A 17,573-nucleotide genomic window follows, 5' to 3' on the forward strand; every position below is an offset into this window, starting at 1 on the left:
TCAACCTTGTCCATTTTTGGAACCCTTCATGTCTTCTACCGATTTGCTCGAACCCACCGCCACCGTCACCACCGTGAAGACCTACCTGCGCCCGATTGACGGCACCGGCCTGGCCGCGTTTGCCGCCAAGGGCAAGGCCAACCCGGCCAGCCGGGGCACCAACAAGGTCCACACCATCATGGAAGGCCAGTACCGCTCGCTGAGCTACGTGGGCCAGCACGCGCCGGTGGTGGTGGACGAGCCGCTGCACCTGTTTGGCGAAGACACGGCGCCGGCGCCGGGCGAGATCGTGCTCTCGGGCCTGGGCGGCTGCATCGCCGTGGGCGTGACGGCCGTGGCCACCTGGAAGGGCGTGAAGCAGAGCAAGCTGGAGGTGTTCATGGAAGGCGACATTGGCACCCCGGCCGCCTGGGGCGCGGGTGGTGCGCTGGAGAAAACACCGCCCGAGATGGGCTTTCAGGCCATTCGCGTGAAGGTGCTGGTGGAAGGCGACGCGAGCCGCGAGGTGCTGGATCAGATCGTGCAGCACGCCAACTTCTATTCGCCGGTGGCCAACAGCATGCGCAACCCGATTCCGTTCGAGATTTCGATGCTCTGAACCACCTTCACCCCGGCCTTCTCCCGCGAGCGGGAGAGGGAGCGAATACCACGCCCCACCCTGGAACCGCCATGAACCCCGCCGACCTGCCTCCCGAACTCGCCACCCCTTCCGAACCCGCCCTGCTGGCCGCCGTGCGCGCCATTGCGCAAGGCCCGCTGGCCGAGCAGGTGCAGGGCATTGACCGCGAGGGCCACTACCCGCGCGCCGTGTTGCAGCAGCTCGCGGCGGCGGGCGCCATGAGCGCGCACCTGGCGGCACCCGCCGGGCTGGGCGACTACGGCCTGGCGATCCGCGCCATGGCCGAGGCCTCCCGCGTGTGCGGCGCCACCGGCTTCATGATGTGGTGCCAGGCGGTGTGCGGGCTGTACCTGGAACAATCGGGCAACCCCGCGCTCACGGGCGACGCGCTGCTGCAGGTCGCCAGCGGGCAGCGGCTGGGCGGCACCGCGCTGTCCAACCCCATGAAGAGCTACGCGCAGATCGAAAGCCTGTTGCTCAAGGCCACACCGGTGGATGGCGGTTACCTCGTGAACGGCGCGCTGCCCTGGGTGAGCAATCTGGGGCCTGACCACTGCTGCGGCGCCATTGCGGCGGTGGAAGCCGACGGCCAGAGCCTGGGCAAAGAGCTGATGTTTTTGCTGCGCTGCGACGCGCCGGGCGTGACGATGCGCGACTGCCCCAGCTTCTCGGCCATGGAAGGCACGGGCACCTGGGCGCTGCACCTGAAAGATTATTTTGTGGGCGCGGGCGAGGTGATTGCCGACCCGGCCAAACCCACCATCGCGCGCATCCGCGCGGCCTTCGTCATGCTCCAGTGCGGCATGGCGGTGGGCATCACCCAAGGCGCCATCGACAGCATGTGGGCGGTGGAGGCGCAGCTGGGCCATGTGAACCAGTTTCTGGAAGACCGGCCCGACACGCTGCAAGCCGAGTTGGACGCGCTCACCGCCCGCGTGATGAAGATGGCCGAGACACCGTTTGACGGCAGCACCGAATTTTTCATCGACGTGCTCGACGCCCGCGCCCACGGCGCCGAGCTGTGCCTGCGCGCTGCGCAGTCTGCGCTGATGCACCAGGGCGCGCGCGGCTACCTCATGAGTTCGGACGTGCAGCGCCGCGTGCGCGAGTCGCACTTTGTGGCCATCGTCACACCGGCCATCAAACACCTGCGCAAAGAAATTGCGCGGCTGAGCCAGGAGGAGATGCCGGTATGAGCATGCCTTCACGCCAGCCCGCCAGCGCATCGGCGGGCGCCCTGTCCCACATTTACGGCGAGGTGCGCGACCTGCCGCTGGCCGCGCCGGTGTTGCCCGAGGCCGCCGCCGGCCAGCCGTTCCGCCAATACATCTGCGACGCCTGCGGCTACATCTACGACGAGGCCGTGGGCGATGCCGACAGCGGCCTGGCCGCCGGCACGCGGTTTGAAGATATTCCCGACGACTGGTATTGCCCGCTGTGCGGTGTGACCAAGAGCGACTTCGCGTTGTACGAAGCCCCCAGCATCGACGCGCTGCGCGCCAAGGCCAGCCGCCACGCGCCGGTGTGGAACGCGGCCACGCGGCACCAGGCGGGTGTGGTGATCGTGGGCGGTGGCCGCGCTGGCTGGCAGATGGCCGAAGCCCTGCGCGCGCTGGACGCCGCGCTGCCCATCACCCTGGTGAGCGCCTGCGCCGCCGACGTGTACGACAAGCCCCTGCTGTCCGTGGCCATGGCGCGGCAGTTGGACCTGGGCCATCTGGTGAAGGAAACCGGCACGGATGCCGCGCGCCGCCTGAACCTGCGCCTGCTGGCGCACACCGACGCCGTGCGCATCTGCCCCGACACCCGCACGCTGCGCACCACGCGCGGCAACCTGCGCTACGACCACCTGGTGCTGGCCCACGGCGCGCAAGCCGCGCTGCCCCCGGCGCTGCCCGCCGCGCTGTGCTGGCGCATCAACCACCTGGGCGCCTACCAGCGCCTGCGCGCCGCGCTGGGCGATGCCGGCAAAGACGTGGTGATCGTGGGCGCCGGGCTGATCGGCAGCGAACTCGCCAACGACTTGGCACTGGGCGGCCACCGCATCACCCTGCTGGACGTGATGACCCAGCCCCTGGCCCGTTGGCCCGGTGAGCAGGCAGGCGCCCCACTGCTGGCCGCCTGGCAAGACCTGCCCATCTTGTTCAAAGGCGGTGTGCAGGTGGCCAGCGTGGAAAAGCTGGGCGGGCGCTACCGCGTCACCACCGCCTGTGGTCAGCGCTTTGCCGCCGACGAGGTGATTGCCGCCACCGGCCTCGCCACACCGCCGCGCCTGGCGCAAAGCGCCGCCCTGGCCTGGAACAACGGCATTGCCGTGGAACCCATGGGCCTGCAAACCAGCGCGGAGCGCATCCACGCGCTGGGCGACTGCATCACCGTCAACGGCCAGGCCAGCCGCTTCATTGAACCCATTGCCCGCCAGGCCCGCAGCATCGCCGCGGCCATCACCGGCGCCGCGCCCGTGCCGTATGAAGCCAAACCCACCGTGGTGCGGGTGAAAACCACCACGCATCCGCTGACGCTGCATTGAGCGGCGCACCCTCTAAGGTGTGGCGTCGTTGATCGGCGTTGCTGCATGCGTGCCCCCATCCCAGCCTTCCCCCGGAGGGGGAAGGAGCCACACGGGGAAGGGCACTCGCCCGCAGATACCCCCTGCAGACTCCCCTGTATTCGCCCCTTCCCCCTCTGGGGGAAGGCTGGGATGGGGGCTTTCCCCGGCTACAGAGGGGCGCCGACATTCTCCCGCTCAAGCCACCGGCAGCAGCCGCAGCACCCCGTCTTCCCGCGCCAGCCGGCCGGCCTGTTCCAGCGCCGCCAATGCGCGGTACAGCGCTTCGTGCGTCACGCCGAGTTCGGCGGCGAGCGACTTCAGGCCACCCGGCACCGGGTAGCGCCCGGCCTCGCCCTCGGTGGCCAGCAGGTGCAGCACCCGGTCTTGCACGCGGTGCAGCGCCAGCCGCTCGCACTGCAGGCGCAGGCGGCGCACTTCGCGGTTGAGCATTCCGATCCAGCGCGAGGCAAAGGCGGGGTCGCTGGCCAGGGCCGCGCGCACCGCCGCCACCGGCACGCGGATGAGGTGGGCGTCGGTCAACACCCGGGCGTCGCAGTGGTAGCGCTCAAACTGCAGGCTGGCCTCGCCAATGAAGCCGCGCCGCGTGCGCTGCAACACCACCAGCTCGCCGTGCAGACCCGGGCGCTCCAGCACCGCTTCGCCGCGTTCCATAAAAAACAGGTGCGCCGGGCGGGCACCGGTGGCAAACAGGCGCGTGCCCCGCACCGGGTCAACGACGCTGCACAGCGGGTGCAGGGCGGGTGGCAGCAGCGCGGCCAGGTCGGGCGGCAACACGGGCGCAGCGCCAGCAGGGGTCTCGGTGGTTGGGGTTTTCATATGATTTTGATCATAGGTGCAGCGACCGCATGTGGTGAATACTGCGCAGCCCTGTGACGCTGTCTGGTGCCCCGTGCTGGGGTTTTTCAGCCTGTCTTTTGATGCCCCGCTTGCAACCACCACCCACCATGACCCTGTTTCAGTTTGGCCAGACCCGCCCCGAATTTGCCGTGCCCGTGCTCAACGAACGCGCCGTGCGTGCCAGCGCCGGCATTTTGTTTGCGGTGGCGTTGATCGCCTTCATGCACGCGTTTTTGCAGGGCAACTTCCAGCCCACGCGGGTGTTTGTGGTGGCCTTCGTCATTGAATTTGCGGTGCGCTTGTTCGTCAACCCGCAGCTGGCACCGGTGTACATGCTGGGGCAGTGGGTGGTGCGCCACCAGCAGCCCGAATGGGTGGGCGCACCGCAAAAGCGCTTTGCCTGGGGCATTGGCCTGGCGCTGGGCCTGAGCATGTTCTGGCTGTTGGTGGTGCAACAGGTCATTGGGCCGGTCAACATGCTGGTGTGCGGCCTGTGCCTGGTGTTCATGTTTTTTGAGTCGGTCTTTGGCATTTGCATCGGCTGCAAGGTCTACAACCTGTTCAACAAAGAGCAGGCCCAGCTGTGCCCCGGCGGCGTGTGCGAAACCAACCCAGCGCCCCGCGAACGCTTGCCCGCCCGTACCCGCGCCGCGCAAGCCGCCGTGTTGCTGGGCTTTGCGGTAGTGGTGCTGGGCAGCGCCCGCTGGGTGAGCGACAACGCCGTGCCCACGCCCGCCCAGTGGCAAAACACACCGACCAGCAACAGCGCGCCCGCAGCTGACCCCGCCCAGGCCACAGACCCCGCCGAGGTGGAACGCTGCAAAGTGCCCGAATTCGCCAAGGCCATCGGCCACGAGGCGATGTGGAAGCTGCACAACGGGTGCTGACAAAACAGTTGGACCCAGGCAATCAACCCACGCGCAGCGCCATCACCTTGCGCCCCGGCTTCTCTGCCCGCGCCCGCAACTGCCCACAGCCGCCGTCCACGTCCTGCCCAGCCGACTGGCGCAGCTTGGTGAGGATGCCGCGCTGGTGCAGGCGGCGGGCGATGGCCGCGGCTTTTTCCCAGCTGGGGCGCTGGTAGGGCAGCTCGGGCACGGTGTTGTACGGAATCATGTTGAGGATGGCGTATTTGCCCGTGAGCAGGCGCACGATGCCGTCCAGCTCTTCCTCGGTGTCGTTGATGCCGTCCATCAGCGTCCACTGGTATTGAATGGGGTAGTCGGTGGCGCGGGCGTACACCTCGCCCGCTTGCACCAGTTCTTCGGGCGACAAACGCGGGGCGCGCGGCAGCAGCTGGGCGCGCAGGTCGGCGCGGGTGGTGTGCAGCGACAGCGCCAGTGCGGGCTTGACGCGGCCTTGCGGCAAGGCCTCAAACACGCGCGGGTCGCCCACGGTGGAGAACACCAGGTTTTTGTGGCCGATGTTGCCCACGGTGCCCAGCAGGTCGATGGCCTCCAGCACGTTGTCCAGGTTGTGCGCGGGTTCGCCCATGCCCATGAACACCACCTTTTTCACCGGGCGCAGGCTGCGCGCCAGCGCCACCTGGGCCACGATTTCGGCGCTGCCCACCTGGCGGATCAGGCCGGTGGTGCCGGTCATGCAAAACACACAACCCACCGCGCAGCCGATCTGGGTGGACACGCACACGCCGTCGCGTGGCAGCAGCACGGTCTCGGCCATCTGGCCGTCGCTCAGCTTCACCAACAGGCGGGCCGAGCCGTCTTCGCCGGGGTGTTGTGATTCCAGCGTGGCCAGTGCGGCCAGTTCTTGTGCAATGGCGGGCAGCTCGGCCACCAGCGCGGCGGGCAAAAAGTGTTCGACCTGACGCCGGCCGCTGGTTTGCGGCAGGGCCTGGCTCCACAGGCGCAGCACGCGCTGTTGGTGGCGGGTGTTGGCGCCGAGCGCTTGCAAGCGCTGGCGAAGGTGTTCGATGCGCATGGGCCGGGCTGGCGTTTGGAGCACTACGCTTTGGGCGTGACGGCCTGGGGGGCGCTGGCTTCGGTTGACCAGGGCGGCACGCGGTGCGGTTGGCGGTGAACTGCATGCTGCAGCCGCAACAACGGCCCTTGGCTGGTGATGTGGTTGGCCAGGCCGTCTCGGCGCACCGGGCGGTAGCCGGTGGAGGTGCCCGCGTCCACCCAGTCCAGGTGCAGGGCCTGGTGCAGCCACTGCCAGTCGTCGCCCACGCGCAGGCGTATCCAGGGGTTGGGCAGGTACAGGCCTTGGCGCAGCCGCATCCAGAGCTGGCGGCTGGGTTGGTAGCTGCTGTCGATTTCGGCGCGTGCCATGACGTGGTTGATATAGCTGCGCTTGCGCCGAGGCTCGGACCACAGCGCCACGGGCAGGCGCTCCAAATGGACTTCCAGGGCTTCGGCGGTGAAGCCGTTGTCCAGCACATAGGGCGTGTTGTCTGCCACCCCGTCGCGCAGCACAGCACCGGCACCAAACCCGGTTTTCAGCCAGACCAGCATGATGCTGAGCGGCCAGTATTCGCCCTGTTCCTGGGTGATGCGGTGCAGGCGTTCGCCGGTCTGCACGTCGATGAAGGCAGGGGCCAGCCGCTGGGCCAGCGCGGCCAGGTGCTGCTGGCCAAAGGCGGTGTCTTCGATGGCGCGCGACAGGGCGTGCATCCAGGCGGTGTGGCCGAACTCGTCGCGCAGCTCGGGGTTGGCGCCGCGCGTCAGCAGGGCGTCTACCAGCGCGGTGTTGCCGGCGCGCGCCGCCATCATCAACGGCGTGGCGCCGGTGGGGGTGGGGTGGTTCAGGCCGTGGCGTTCGCAGGCTTGCAGCACCGGCTTGAGGCCGTGGGCTGCGTACATGGCCAACTGGCGCAGTTGCAGCGCTTGCTGCGCCCGCAGCGCCTTGACGCAAAAAGGCAGCTTCGGATCAGCCTGCATGATGGGGCTGGAATAGCTGACCGGCAGCTCGGTCAAGCCCATCACACCCTCGGGGGCCAGCTGCGCGGCGGGGACAAAACCAGCGCGGGCGAGTTGGTCCACCCAGCCGGTCTGGTCGTGCCACAGGGCGTAGTCCATCACCAGTTGCTTGAGCTTGGTGCTGGGGTGCTGGCGCTGCAAAGCCTGGGGCACGGCGGCTTCGATGGCGGTGCGGCTCCAGGGCTGCCAGGGCACCGGCTGCTCGCGCAAAATGGTGTCGCGAATGGCCTGCGCCTGCTCGGTTTTGCCCTGCATCTCCAGGCGGCGCGCCTCTTGCGCCCATTCTTGCTGGCTCGACACCTCGGGCGCACGCGCTTGCCAGGCCCCTTCGCGCAGCCCCAGCAGACCCAGCAGCGGGTGCGACAGGTCGGCCTCGACCAGCGTCAGCGTTTCCACCGCCCGGGTCATGGCCACATACAGCGCGTTCACATAAAACTTGTAGCGCTCCAGCGACTTGTCGGCCTTGTCGCGCCCGCGCCGGTATTGCAGCGCATCGACCGCCAGCGCCTCGGGGCCCACGCCTTCGCACACGGTGGCGTAGGCCTGGCGCGCACCGCTGACCATGCCCAGCAAAATCACATGCGGGTATTCCAGGCCCTTGGCCTCGTGCACCGAGAACACCAGCGGCGTCTTGAGCACCTCACGCGCAGCGGCCTTGTCTTCGTCGCGCAGCACCAGCACCGCGTGGCGGGCCGAAGCGCGCACCGCTTTGTCCAGCGCCTGCAGCGTGTCGCCGCGCTCGGCCAGCAGCGTGACCTCGCCGGGGCGGTCCGAACGGCTTTGCACCAGGTGGTTGCTTTCGCGGTCAATCGAGCCAAAGCGCGCCTGTTTGATCTTGAGCAAGCGGTTGGCCAGCTCGGTCACCGCCTCGGTGTTGCGGAAATTCGCTTGCAGGATGTGCAACTGCTCCAGCGCCGCCGTGCCGGGCTCGCCCGCGTGGCCTTTCCAGAACAGCTCGCGCAGCGCGGCCCAGGAAAAGAAGTTGGGGTGCACGATCTGGTTCGCATCGCCACACAGCAAAAACTGGCCCGGCGTTTTCAGGGTGGCCAGCGCGGCTTCCACCTGCGCGGCGGTCAGGTCCTGCACCTCGTCCACCACCACATGGTCGTAGGTGGGCTCGATGAGCGGGCGCCATTCGTGCACCAGCAGCGCGGTGTCAAACCAGCCGGCCTCGCGCAGCCAGTCGCGGTAGCGCAAAAACAGCGGGTAGGCCTGGGCGCGCTGCTCGGGCGTGAGCAGGCTTTGGCGCTGGCCGCGCTCCAGGTACTGTTCGGCCGACAGCGCGCCGCCGGGCTGCGCCGCAATGACGCCGCGAAACTCTTCCAGCAGGCTGTGCGCGTCCAGCCCCAGGGCGCGCACCTGAGCCCGGTGGCGCTCGTGCCAGCCGACAAACGCGGCAAAGCTCAGCGGCTTGCCGGGCGGCACGCGCCAGGTTTCCAGAAACGCCTGGAAACTGAGGAACACCACTTCCTGCCGCTCGTTGTGGTAGCCGTGGGCGTGGTAGAGGTCTTGCGCGGACTGCGCCAAATAAGCCGACTGCGTGAGGTAGAGCACCTGCCCGCGCATTTCGCGCAGGCGCGAGAGCGTGACCGCCGTCTTGCCCGAACCCGCCGAGCCCACCAGCACCCAGGGCAGCGGCTGGTCCAACACCGCCTGCTGCACATCGTCGAACTGGATCGGCTTGTCCAACAACTCAAACTGCGGGCGCTTGGGGTGCAGCCAGCGCACCGCCGACACGTCCTCGGCGGGCAGCGCCGCCGCGCCAGCCGGGGCCGGTTCGCGGTCAATCTTGTCTTCCTGCACCACCGCACCGCGCAGAAAGCGCGACTTGTCGTAGGCGTGCTGTGCAATCAGCTCCAGCGCCAGACACACCGTTTGCCCCTGGTGCTGCACAAACTGCAGCAGCAGGCGGTTGCTGTCGTCGAGCTTGGCGCGGTAGTACGGACCCACGTGCAGTTTTTTGACGTTGGGTGTCTTGAAGTCGTCGGCTTCAATGGCCTTGCGAACCTTGTCAAAAGCCGCCTTGTGGTGGCGCAGGTCCAGGCCCTGGTAACGGAGTAAGCGCATAAGGAATGTGTCGGCAAAGAGGAAATCAGCGGAGCGCTGTGGTGCTGCAGCGGTTCACCCGCTCGGACATGCAGGGCTATTGTGTCCGAGCGCCCGCCGGGTGGTTGACGCGCCGTGGGCGCATGCCTGTTCGTCCTGCGCTCAATACCCCACCCCTCTTTGGGTGGTGATCCGCCCCTCACTCGGCCGGGCACCGCACCCTTCCACAATAAGCGCCTGTTTACACGGAGATTCTCGATGAAGTCTGTTTCTTTCATCCAGCGCAACACGCAGGGCCACTGGGTCGGCGACGGCTTTCCGGTGCGCACGCTGTTTTCGTACAACGACGACCCGGCCGCGTTCTCGCCCTTTTTGATGCTCGACTGCGGCGGCCCGACCGTGTTCGACGCGACCACGAAGCGGCGCGGCGTGGGCGCGCACCCGCACCGGGGTTTCGAGACCGTGACCATCGTCTACGACGGCGAGGTGTCGCACCGCGACTCCACTGGCGCTGGCGGCACCATCGGCCCAGGTGACGTGCAGTGGATGACGGCGGCGTCGGGCATCGTGCACGAGGAGTTCCACAGCGAGGCCTTCGCCCGCACCGGTGGCGCCTTCCGCATGGTGCAGCTGTGGGTGAACCTGCCGGCGCGCGACAAGACGGCGCCGCCCGGCTACCAGGGCATCACCGCAGCGCAGACACCCGTGGTTGAACTGCCCGGCGGCGGCGGCACGGTGCGCCTGATTGCCGGCGCCTTCGAGGGCACGCAAGGCCCGGCCCGCACCTTCACGCCCCTGCAGGTGTGGGACGTGCAGCTGAAGGCTGGCCACACGGTGACGCTGCCGGCGCCCGAGGGCCACACCACGGTGCCGCTGGTCTACCAGGGCCGGGTCAAAACGCCCGACGGCCAGGAGGCGGGCGATGCGGAAATGATCGTGTTCGAGCGCGCGGGCGAGGGCGTGCAGCTCACCGCGCTGACTGATACCACGCTGCTGTGGCTCTGCGGCGAACCCATTGACGAGCCGGTGGTGGGTTATGGGCCGTTCGTGATGAACACCGAGCAGGAAATCCGCCAGGCTTTTGTCGATTTCCAGAGCGGGCGGATGGGCCGGCTTTGATGCCCTGACCCGCACCGTTCGGGCCGAGCCCTTTGACAAGCGCAGGGCAAACGGTTCTCATTGCACGCATCCAGACATCCAAGGAGCCCAACATGCTGGAAATGGTGATCAACGCCCGCGCCGCCGACCTGGGCCATGGCCTGACGGTGCGGCGCGTGCTGCCGTATGCGAAGCGCCGCCACGTCGGGCCCTTCGTGTTCCTGGACCACGCCGGCCCGGTGCCGCTGCCGGCCGACTACAGCCGCGCCGCCGACGTGCGCCCGCACCCACACATCGGCTTGTCCACCGTGAGCTATTTGCTCAGCGGCCAGATCACCCACCGCGACAGCCTGGGCACCTTGCAGGTGATACGCCCCGGCGAGGTGAACTGGATGACGGCCGGGCGCGGCATCAGCCACAGCGAGCGTTTCACCTACCCCGACTCGTACGCCGGCGGCGGGCTGGAGCTGATGCAGCTCTGGGTGGCGCTGCCCGAGGCCGACGAAGCGTGCGAACCGGCCTTCACCCACTACCCCGCCAGCGACCTGCCGGTGATCGAATCGGACGGCGTGTGGATGCGCCTGGTGGCGGGCAGCGCCTATGGCGAAAGCAGCCCGGTGCGTACACACTCACCGCTGTTCTACCTGCACACCGAGTGGCAGGCGGGGGCGCGCCACGCCCTGCCGGGCGGCCATCCGGAACAGGCGGTGTACGTGGCCAAGGGCGACATCGAATACGGCGGCCAGCGATACCAACCCGGCCAGCTGCTGGTGTTTGGTGACGACACGGACGCGGTGATCAAGGCCCGTACACCCGCCACGCTGATGCTGTTCGGCGGCGCGCCGCTGGGCGAGCGGCACATCTTCTGGAACTTCGTGTCTTCGCGCAAAGACCGCATCGAGCAGGCCAAGGCCGACTGGGCCGCTGGCCGATTTGCACTGCCGCCGGACGACAACGACGAGTGGATTCCGCTGCCGGGGTGAGGGTTGCTGCCGCCAGGACAGGCGTCCATCATCAAGCGCCGTCCAACGGGACTCAAACGCCCAGGTAGCGCCCGGGCCGGTGGTTGAGCGTGAGGATGGCGCCCACGGCCACGGCACCCAGCACCGACTGCAGCACCCGCTCGGGTGGCACCACGGCCAACGCGGCCAGCACCACCAGCACATCCACCGCCATCTGCACATGGCCGGCGCGCACGCCGCGTGTCTGCTGCAGCCACTGCGCCACGATGTTCACGCCACCCACACTGGCCTGGTGGCGCAACAGGGCCAGCAGTCCGAAGCCGATGAGGAAGCCTCCCAGCACCGAAGCCACCCAGACATTGAGCAACTCAAAGCGCACCACCTGGGGCGCCAGCGCGGTGAACAGCGACACCAGCGTCACCGCCACCAGGCTCTTGAGCGTGAAGGCCGTGCCCAGGCGCCGCCACGACAGCCAGAAAAACGGCAGGCTGAACACAAAGAAGCACAGCGCCAGGCTCCAGCCCGTGGCGTAGCTCACCAGGAACGCAATGCCGGCCACGCCGCCGGTGAGCAGGCCAGCGTGGGCAAACATGGTGAGCCCCAGCGCCACGAACAGCGAGCCGGCCAGCAGCGCGTGCCCGTCGTCGAGCCAGGAATGGGAGAGTCGGGCCAGGGCCGACGGTGTGGATGAGGACATGCCCACAGCCCAAGCACATCGCGTGCCGTGCTGGGGTGCGCTACAACCCCAGCGCGCTCAAACCCGGGTGCTCGGCCGGGCGCGGGCCCAGCGGCCAGTGGAACAGGCGTTCGCTGGCGTGAATGGGCCGGTCGTTGATGCTGGCGTGGCGCTGCGCCATGTAGCCCTCGTCGTTGAACTGCCAGTTCTCGTTGCCGAACGAGCGGAACCACTGGCCCGAATCGTCGTGCCACTCGTAGACGAAGCGCACGGCAATGCGGTGCGTGTCAAATGCCCACAGTTCCTTGATGAGCCGGTAGTCCAGCTCGCGCGCCCACTTGCGCACCAGCAAGGCGTGCACCTCCGAGCGCCCCACCGGAAACTCCACCCGGTTGCGCCAGCGCGTGTCTTCGGTGTAAACCTTGACCACCCGGTCAGGGTCCCGTGTGTTCCACGCGTCCTCCGCCATGCGCACCTTTTGCGCGGCGGTCTCGGCGGTGAAGGGCGGCAGCGGTGGCCGAGGTTCCATGGCGCGATGTCCTTTCCTGGGGTTGCCGTTGTGCATCGAATCGGGTGCGGCCCCGCTCAGGCCCCGGCCCGGATCGGGAACGAGCGCAGGTACTCATCTGGCTTGTTGGCATCAAATGCCTTGCCCATGATGCGGTGGCTGCGCATGGTGCCTTCGGGCGCACGCCAACCCGCTTGCGCCATCTGCTTCTTGGCATCGGTCAGCAGGAACACCTGGTCAGCGATGTGCTGGAAGTTCACGTCGTTCTTGACATAACCCCATCGCTTCATCTGCGTGAGCATCCAGATCGCCTGGCTGTGCCAGGGCACCGGGTCGAACAGAATGCGGTCGGGCACGTCGTGGCGGGTACCCAGACCATCGTCGTACTTGCCGGTCATCACCTGCATCAGCAACTCGGGTGGCTGGTTCAGGTATTGTGGTTGTGCAATGGCCTGCACCATCTGCTCGCGCGAGCCGGGCAGACTGGCCAGCACCGACGCGCTGATGATGGCCCGGTACAGCGCCGAAAACGTGTCGGGAAACTGTTGAATGAAAGCCGCCGACACGCCAAAAGCACAGCAGGGGTGCCCATCCCAAATGGCCTTGGTGAGCAGGTGGATGAAGCCCACGCCCTCGAACACGGCCCGCTGGTTGAACGGCTCGGCCACGATGAAGCCGTCGATCGTCTGCGCCTTGAGTTGGGCCAGCATGTCGGGCGGCGCCATCACCTGCAGCGTCACATCCTTGTCGGGGTTCAGCCCATGCTCCGCGAGGTAATAGCGCAGCAGGTAGTTGTGCATCGAATGTTCAAACGGAATGCCAAACCGCATGCCCTTCCAGTTTTTGGGGTCCCGGTTGTCCTTGTGCTTTTGGTGCAAGGTGATGGCGTTGCCGTTGGTGTTCTGGATGGACGCCACATGCATCGGCTGCGCGGGCGAGCCCAGCCCCAGGGACATGGCCAAAGGCATGGGCGACAGAAAATGGGTCGCATCCAGTTCACCCTTGAGCATGCGTTCGCGGATCGTGCCCCAACCGGGGGTTTTGACCAGCTGCACATTCAGCCCCCGCTGTTGGTAGAGCCCCATCGGGTGGGCGCCGATCAGCGGTGTGGCACAGGTGATGGGCAAGAACCCCAGCTTCAGGTCTTTTTTCTCGGGCGTGCGCTGTTCCTGTGCCATGGCCTGCAGACTGACCAGTGCGCCGGCAGGCAATGCCGATGCCACCGCCGCGCGCAAGCTGGCCGCACCCACGGTCTGCAACAGCTTGCGACGCAGGGCCGACGCCGGAAACAAGGCCTTCAAAAGTGCCGCTTCCTGCGTCTGCTGAATGTGCGTTTCAACGCTGACATCTGCCACCGTGGGGCTGCAGACCCCGGTGGGTGGATGGGACTGACCACAGGCGCACGACCAGGATCGCAGTGATGGGATGAGCGGCTGGTCTGACAGCAAACGTCGAAACATGGGTTCTCCGCCAGCGCTGCTCAGTACTGCTTGTAGGGAAGGAACTTGCCCGACATGACGATGTTCACGCGGTCGCCGTTCGGATCGGCCTGGCGCTGCAGGTCCATCTTGAAGTCGATCGCGCTCATGATGCCGTCGCCGAACTCTTCGTGGATCAGCTCCTTGAAGGTGGTGCCGTACACGCTCACCAGTTCGTAGAAGCGGTAGATCAGCGGGTCGGTGGGCACGCTGGTGGGCAGCGAGCCTTTGTAGGGCACGACCATCAGCCATTTTTGTTCGTCGGCGCTCAGGCCGAAGATCTCGCCCAGCGCTGCGGCTTGGGCCGGGGTGGCGGTCATCTGGCCCAGGCACAGCGCCGTGGTCCATTCCTTGGACTGGCCCACCTTCTGGGCCACGTCGGCCCAGCTCAGGCCTTGGGTGACTTTGGTGTTGATGATTTTTTCGGTGACGGCGAGTCGGCTCATGGGTTGCCTCTTGGTGGTTAAAACAGAAGGAAGGAAAGGGGAACGAGGGGGAACGAGGGGACGTTGTCGAGGGGCGCCGCGCAGCGGCGCAGGGGGTCAATGAGCCTTTGCTCTGGAAACGAGGAAATCCACGATGTGATTTCTGAGTTCGTAATAGCCATCAAGGTGGTGCAGCTGCGCGCGCGTGCGGCTGCGTGGCAACGGGTTGACCACCACTTCGGCCATGCCACCGGGCTTGTAGCCCTGGTCGGTTTCGGTACCGTTGCTCATGAGCAAAATGCGGTCGGCCAGCAAAATGGCCTCGTCCACGTCGTGCGTGATCATGAACACGGTCTGGTGCGTCTCGCGCACGATGCCCATCAGCTCGTCCTGGATGGTGCCGCGCGTGAGCGCGTCGAGTGCGCCGAAGGGCTCGTCGAGCAGCAGCATCTTGGGCTGGATGGCAAAGGCGCGCGCAATGCCCACGCGCTGCTTCATGCCACCCGAGAGCTGGCTGGGTTTTTTGTCGATGGCCGGGCTCAGGCCCACCATGGCCACGTGTTTTTCCACCTGCGCGTCCACCTCCGCTTTGCCCCAGTCGGGCCAGCGCGACTTGACCGCAAAGGCGATGTTTTGCCGCACGGTGAGCCAGGGCATGAGTGCGTGGCTCTGGAACACCACGCCGCGCTCCAGGCTGGGGCCGCTGATTTCGCGCCCGTCCATGAAACAGTGGCCGCTGGTGGCGGTGTCGAGCCCGGCCAGCACGTTGAGGATGGTGGTTTTGCCGCAGCCGCTGTGGCCGATGATGCAGACGAATTCGCCCTTGTGAATGGTGAACGACACGTCGGCAAACACCGGCTTGTCGGCCTGGTAAGCCTTGGCAAGGTGTTCGACTTTCAGGAAACCAGACATCGGAGAAACCTTTTCAGTGGGGGCGTTCACAGGAACCGAAAGTGCCGCGCTTTCGCGCACGCTGGTGTCACTCCACATAGGTCACCACCTTCTGCAACTGCGCAAACATCAGGTCGAGCAACATGCCGACCACGCCGATCAGCAACACGGCAAAGATCACGTTGGTGAGCGAGAGGTTGTTCCACTCGTTCCACACGAAGTAACCGATGCCCGTGCCACCCACCAGCATCTCGGCCGCCACGATCACCAGCCACGCAATGCCCATGCTGATGCGCATGCCGGTGAGGATGGTGGGCGCGGCGGCGGGCAGGATCACCTGAAACGCTTTGCGCAGCGGGTTCACTTCGAGCGTGCTGGCCACGTTGAGCCACTCGCGCTTGACCGCCGCCACACCGAAGGCGGTGTTGATCAGCATCGGCCAGATGGAGCAGATGAAGATGACGAAGATGCCGCTCACGTCGGAGTCTTTGAGCGCGTAGAGCGCCAGCGGCATCCAGGCCAGCGGGCTGATGGGTTTGAGCACCTGCACGAAGGGGTCCAGTGCCTTGCGCATCAGCGGCGACATGCCGATGAGAAAGCCCAGCGGGATCGCCACCACCATGGCCAGCAGGTAGCCCGCGGCCACGCGCGCCAGCGAATGACCGAGCTGGATGCCGATGCCCTTGTCGTTCGGGCCCTTGTCGTAGAACGGGTCCGACAGGTGCCCCCAGCTCGCCTGCGCCACAGCCCATGGCCCCGGCACGCCGGCGCTCTTTTCGGTGCCTGGGTCCTTGCCCATCATCTGCAGGTATTCGATCTCTTCGGCGCTCATGCCCGCCGACGAACCTCCGACCGACGGACCGCTGGTGGACAGCTCCCAGATGCCGAGAAAACAGACCAGCAGCAGCAGCGAGACCACCGCTGCGCGAGCGTTGAGGCTGAACATCTTCATTTCACAAACTCCAATTTCGGGTGTCGCACGAACCTTTCCGGCGCGAAACAGACCATTCCAGGAATGCCGTGGAACCGGCTTTGCCGGCCCACGGGCATGGCTCCCTTGAGGGCGTCGCGCGAAGCGCGGCGGGCGTGGTCAGGCCTTGCTGATGGCGAAGCTCTTGGCGTAAGCCGCAGCCTTGGCCGGATCGAACTCCTTGCCCATGATCTGGTGCTTGGTGTAGGTCGGGCCGGCCTTGAACTCCTGCCCCAGGTCCTTCATGTGCTTGCGCGCGTCGGTGATCAGGAACACCTTTTCGGCAATGGCCTTGTAGTCCACATCGCCCTTCACATAGCCCCAGCGCTGCATCTGCGTGAGCATCCACACGGCCATGCTCTGCCAGGGCATGGGGTCGAAGTCGGCGCGGTCGGGCACTTTCTGGATCTTGCCCAGGCCGTCGGCGTAGGTGCCGGTGAGCACCTGCCTGACCACGATCTCGGGCTGGTTCAGGTACTGCGCGGGCGCGATCACTTTGGCGATGAGTTCGCGGTTTTTCGGCTGGCGCGCCATGGCAGCGGCCGTGAGCACGGCGCGGTACAGCGCGGCGAAGGTGTTCGGGTTCTTCTGGATGAACTCGGTGGTGGTGCCGAAGGCGCAGCAGGGGTGGCCGTGCCACAGGTCTTTGGTGAGCGTGTGCAGGTAGCCCACTTCTTCGTAGACGGCGCGCTGGTTGAACGGATCGGGGCCCAGGAAGCCGTCGATGTTGCCGGCGCGCAGGTTGGCCACCATCTCGGGCGGCGCGATCACGCGCAGCTGCACGTCGGTGTCGGGGTTGATGCCGTGCTCGGCCAGGAAGTAGCGCAGCAGGAAGTTGTGCATCGAGTAGTCGAACGGAATGCCGAACTTCATGCCCTTCCAGTTCTTCGGGTCGCGGTTGTCCTTGTGGCGGATCGACATCGTGATGGCCTGGCCATTGATGTTCTGGATCGTCGCCACGTTGGTGGGCACGGCGTTGGAGCCCAGGCCCATGCTCATGGCCAGCGGCATGGGGCTGAGGAAGTGCGAGGCGTCGTATTCCTTGTTGATCACCTTGTCGCGGATCAGCGCCCAGCCGGCGGTTTTGGTGACTTCGACCTTGAGCCCCTGCTTCTCATAGAAGCCCAGCGGGTGCGCCATGATCAGCGGCGTGGCGCAGGTGATCGGAATGAAACCGATCTTGAGGTTGGTTTTTTCCAGACTGCCTTTTTCTTGCGCCATGGCCTGCATGCTGGCCACCGGCAACACGCTGGCAATGGCCGCCATGGCCGTGCCCTTGCCCACCGCGCGCAGGAACAGGCGGCGCTGCTCGTCGTGCGGGAACAGCGCCTTCACCAGGGTGGCTTCGATGAACGCGTTGCTGTAGGCCTCGAACTCGGCGCTCTCGCTGCGCCGGCGCAACTCGATGGCCGCGCCGTCGGCCGCCACCTCGGCGTGGTGGTCGGCCAGCGTGTGGTCGCGGCCACAGCTGCACTTCAGCATCAGAGGACGGTCGGCGTTGTAGGGATCGAAGAATTCGGACATGGCACACCTCGTGAGTTGTAGACGCGGT

16 protein-coding genes are annotated in these 17,573 nt (G+C 66.6%); 6 read left to right on the forward strand and 10 right to left on the reverse strand.

Annotation, left to right across the window (positions count from 1 at the left end):
* Positions 1 to 28 precede the first annotated feature (28 nt).
* The 3 genes from Q7J58_RS16620 to Q7J58_RS16630 all read left to right on the forward strand — a co-directional run bounded on the left by Q7J58_RS16620 (position 29) and on the right by Q7J58_RS16630 (position 3,149).
* Positions 29 to 598 carry an OsmC family protein gene (locus Q7J58_RS16620; protein ID WP_304830438.1) on the forward strand — a complete coding sequence of 190 codons (570 nt, stop codon included), beginning with the start codon at positions 29 to 31 and terminating at the stop codon, positions 596 to 598.
* A 71-nt stretch (positions 599 to 669) separates the two neighbouring features.
* Positions 670 to 1,815: an acyl-CoA dehydrogenase family protein gene (locus tag Q7J58_RS16625; protein ID WP_304830439.1), complete on the forward strand. Its 1,146-nt coding sequence runs from the start codon at positions 670 to 672 to the stop codon at positions 1,813 to 1,815.
* On the forward strand, positions 1,812 to 3,149 hold the full coding sequence (locus Q7J58_RS16630) for an FAD-dependent oxidoreductase (RefSeq protein WP_304830441.1): 1,338 nt from the start codon (positions 1,812 to 1,814) through the stop codon (positions 3,147 to 3,149). Before Q7J58_RS16625 ends, Q7J58_RS16630 begins: the two co-directional genes overlap by 4 nt.
* A 216-nt stretch (positions 3,150 to 3,365) precedes the next feature.
* Here the strand turns inward: Q7J58_RS16630 and Q7J58_RS16635 are convergent, their stop codons facing one another.
* Complete coding sequence (locus Q7J58_RS16635) at positions 3,366 to 4,007, reverse strand: Crp/Fnr family transcriptional regulator (RefSeq protein WP_304830443.1); 642 nt, start codon at positions 4,005 to 4,007, stop codon at positions 3,366 to 3,368.
* Positions 4,008 to 4,135: 128 nt separating this feature from the next.
* Here Q7J58_RS16635 and Q7J58_RS16640 point away from each other — a divergent pair, with 128 nt between their 5' ends.
* A complete protein-coding gene (locus tag Q7J58_RS16640) occupies positions 4,136 to 4,915 on the forward strand; it encodes a DUF4395 domain-containing protein (RefSeq protein WP_304830445.1) in 780 nt (259 codons plus the stop codon).
* Between the two features lie 22 nt (positions 4,916 to 4,937).
* On the opposite strand, the gene Q7J58_RS16645 is transcribed toward Q7J58_RS16640, so the two are convergent.
* Together Q7J58_RS16645 and Q7J58_RS16650 are read right to left on the reverse strand one after the other, a co-directional pair.
* Positions 4,938 to 5,969, reverse strand: coding sequence for an RNA methyltransferase (locus Q7J58_RS16645; protein ID WP_304830447.1), 1,032 nt, complete (start codon positions 5,967 to 5,969; stop codon positions 4,938 to 4,940).
* A 23-nt stretch (positions 5,970 to 5,992) separates the two neighbouring features.
* A complete protein-coding gene (locus tag Q7J58_RS16650; protein ID WP_304830449.1) occupies positions 5,993 to 9,034 on the reverse strand; it encodes an ankyrin repeat domain-containing protein in 3,042 nt (1,013 codons plus the stop codon).
* Between the two features lie 237 nt (positions 9,035 to 9,271).
* Here Q7J58_RS16650 and Q7J58_RS16655 point away from each other — a divergent pair, with 237 nt between their 5' ends.
* Positions 9,272 to 10,132: a pirin family protein gene (locus tag Q7J58_RS16655; RefSeq protein WP_304830451.1), complete on the forward strand. Its 861-nt coding sequence runs from the start codon at positions 9,272 to 9,274 to the stop codon at positions 10,130 to 10,132.
* A gap of 92 nt (positions 10,133 to 10,224) precedes the next feature.
* Positions 10,225 to 11,094 (forward strand): pirin family protein, encoded by an 870-nt coding sequence (locus tag Q7J58_RS16660; RefSeq protein WP_304830453.1) that lies wholly within the window; start codon positions 10,225 to 10,227, stop codon positions 11,092 to 11,094.
* A 52-nt stretch (positions 11,095 to 11,146) separates the two neighbouring features.
* Here Q7J58_RS16660 and Q7J58_RS16665 read toward each other — a convergent pair whose 3' ends face one another.
* The 7 genes from Q7J58_RS16665 to Q7J58_RS16695 all read right to left on the reverse strand — a co-directional run bounded on the left by Q7J58_RS16665 (position 11,147) and on the right by Q7J58_RS16695 (position 17,545).
* Positions 11,147 to 11,770, reverse strand: a complete 624-nt coding sequence (locus tag Q7J58_RS16665) for a YitT family protein (protein ID WP_304830454.1) — start codon at positions 11,768 to 11,770, stop codon at positions 11,147 to 11,149.
* A 40-nt stretch (positions 11,771 to 11,810) separates the two neighbouring features.
* A complete protein-coding gene (locus Q7J58_RS16670; protein ID WP_304830456.1) occupies positions 11,811 to 12,278 on the reverse strand; it encodes a nuclear transport factor 2 family protein in 468 nt (155 codons plus the stop codon).
* 56 nt (positions 12,279 to 12,334) lie between these two features.
* Complete coding sequence (locus Q7J58_RS16675; protein WP_304830458.1) at positions 12,335 to 13,717, reverse strand: ABC transporter substrate-binding protein; 1,383 nt, start codon at positions 13,715 to 13,717, stop codon at positions 12,335 to 12,337.
* A 20-nt stretch (positions 13,718 to 13,737) separates the two neighbouring features.
* The gene (cynS, locus tag Q7J58_RS16680) at positions 13,738 to 14,181 is read right to left on the reverse strand and encodes a cyanase (protein ID WP_304830460.1); all 444 of its coding nucleotides are present in this window, start codon (positions 14,179 to 14,181) and stop codon (positions 13,738 to 13,740) included.
* A gap of 96 nt (positions 14,182 to 14,277) precedes the next feature.
* Positions 14,278 to 15,150 (reverse strand): ABC transporter ATP-binding protein, encoded by an 873-nt coding sequence (locus tag Q7J58_RS16685; protein WP_304830462.1) that lies wholly within the window; start codon positions 15,148 to 15,150, stop codon positions 14,278 to 14,280.
* A complete protein-coding gene (ntrB, locus tag Q7J58_RS16690) occupies positions 15,140 to 16,003 on the reverse strand; it encodes a nitrate ABC transporter permease (RefSeq protein ID WP_304830464.1) in 864 nt (287 codons plus the stop codon). Before ntrB ends, Q7J58_RS16685 begins: the two co-directional genes overlap by 11 nt.
* A 138-nt stretch (positions 16,004 to 16,141) precedes the next feature.
* Positions 16,142 to 17,545: a CmpA/NrtA family ABC transporter substrate-binding protein gene (locus tag Q7J58_RS16695; protein WP_304830466.1), complete on the reverse strand. Its 1,404-nt coding sequence runs from the start codon at positions 17,543 to 17,545 to the stop codon at positions 16,142 to 16,144.
* Between the last annotated feature and the right edge of the window lie 28 nt (positions 17,546 to 17,573).

Origin of the sequence: Hydrogenophaga sp. (genome assembly GCF_030656115.1) — a bacterium.
Classification (GTDB): domain Bacteria; phylum Pseudomonadota; class Gammaproteobacteria; order Burkholderiales; family Burkholderiaceae_C; genus Hydrogenophaga.

Bases quoted from the DNA above. Each gene is read 5' to 3' on its own strand.
- Q7J58_RS16620 (WP_304830438.1), top strand. From the start codon at position 29: ATGTCTTCTACCGATTTGCTCGAACCCACCGCCACCGTCACCACCGTG.
- Q7J58_RS16625 (WP_304830439.1), top strand. From the start codon at position 670: ATGAACCCCGCCGACCTGCCTCCCGAACTCGCCACCCCTTCCGAACCC.
- Q7J58_RS16630 (WP_304830441.1), top strand. From the start codon at position 1,812: ATGAGCATGCCTTCACGCCAGCCCGCCAGCGCATCGGCGGGCGCCCTG.
- Q7J58_RS16635 (WP_304830443.1), bottom strand. From the start codon at position 4,007: ATGAAAACCCCAACCACCGAGACCCCTGCTGGCGCTGCGCCCGTGTTG.
- Q7J58_RS16640 (WP_304830445.1), top strand. From the start codon at position 4,136: ATGACCCTGTTTCAGTTTGGCCAGACCCGCCCCGAATTTGCCGTGCCC.
- Q7J58_RS16645 (WP_304830447.1), bottom strand. From the start codon at position 5,969: ATGCGCATCGAACACCTTCGCCAGCGCTTGCAAGCGCTCGGCGCCAAC.
- Q7J58_RS16650 (WP_304830449.1), bottom strand. From the start codon at position 9,034: ATGCGCTTACTCCGTTACCAGGGCCTGGACCTGCGCCACCACAAGGCG.
- Q7J58_RS16655 (WP_304830451.1), top strand. From the start codon at position 9,272: ATGAAGTCTGTTTCTTTCATCCAGCGCAACACGCAGGGCCACTGGGTC.
- Q7J58_RS16660 (WP_304830453.1), top strand. From the start codon at position 10,225: ATGCTGGAAATGGTGATCAACGCCCGCGCCGCCGACCTGGGCCATGGC.
- Q7J58_RS16665 (WP_304830454.1), bottom strand. From the start codon at position 11,770: ATGTCCTCATCCACACCGTCGGCCCTGGCCCGACTCTCCCATTCCTGG.
- Q7J58_RS16670 (WP_304830456.1), bottom strand. From the start codon at position 12,278: ATGGAACCTCGGCCACCGCTGCCGCCCTTCACCGCCGAGACCGCCGCG.
- Q7J58_RS16675 (WP_304830458.1), bottom strand. From the start codon at position 13,717: ATGTTTCGACGTTTGCTGTCAGACCAGCCGCTCATCCCATCACTGCGA.
- cynS (WP_304830460.1), bottom strand. From the start codon at position 14,181: ATGAGCCGACTCGCCGTCACCGAAAAAATCATCAACACCAAAGTCACC.
- Q7J58_RS16685 (WP_304830462.1), bottom strand. From the start codon at position 15,150: ATGTGGAGTGACACCAGCGTGCGCGAAAGCGCGGCACTTTCGGTTCCT.
- ntrB (WP_304830464.1), bottom strand. From the start codon at position 16,003: ATGAAGATGTTCAGCCTCAACGCTCGCGCAGCGGTGGTCTCGCTGCTG.
- Q7J58_RS16695 (WP_304830466.1), bottom strand. From the start codon at position 17,545: ATGTCCGAATTCTTCGATCCCTACAACGCCGACCGTCCTCTGATGCTG.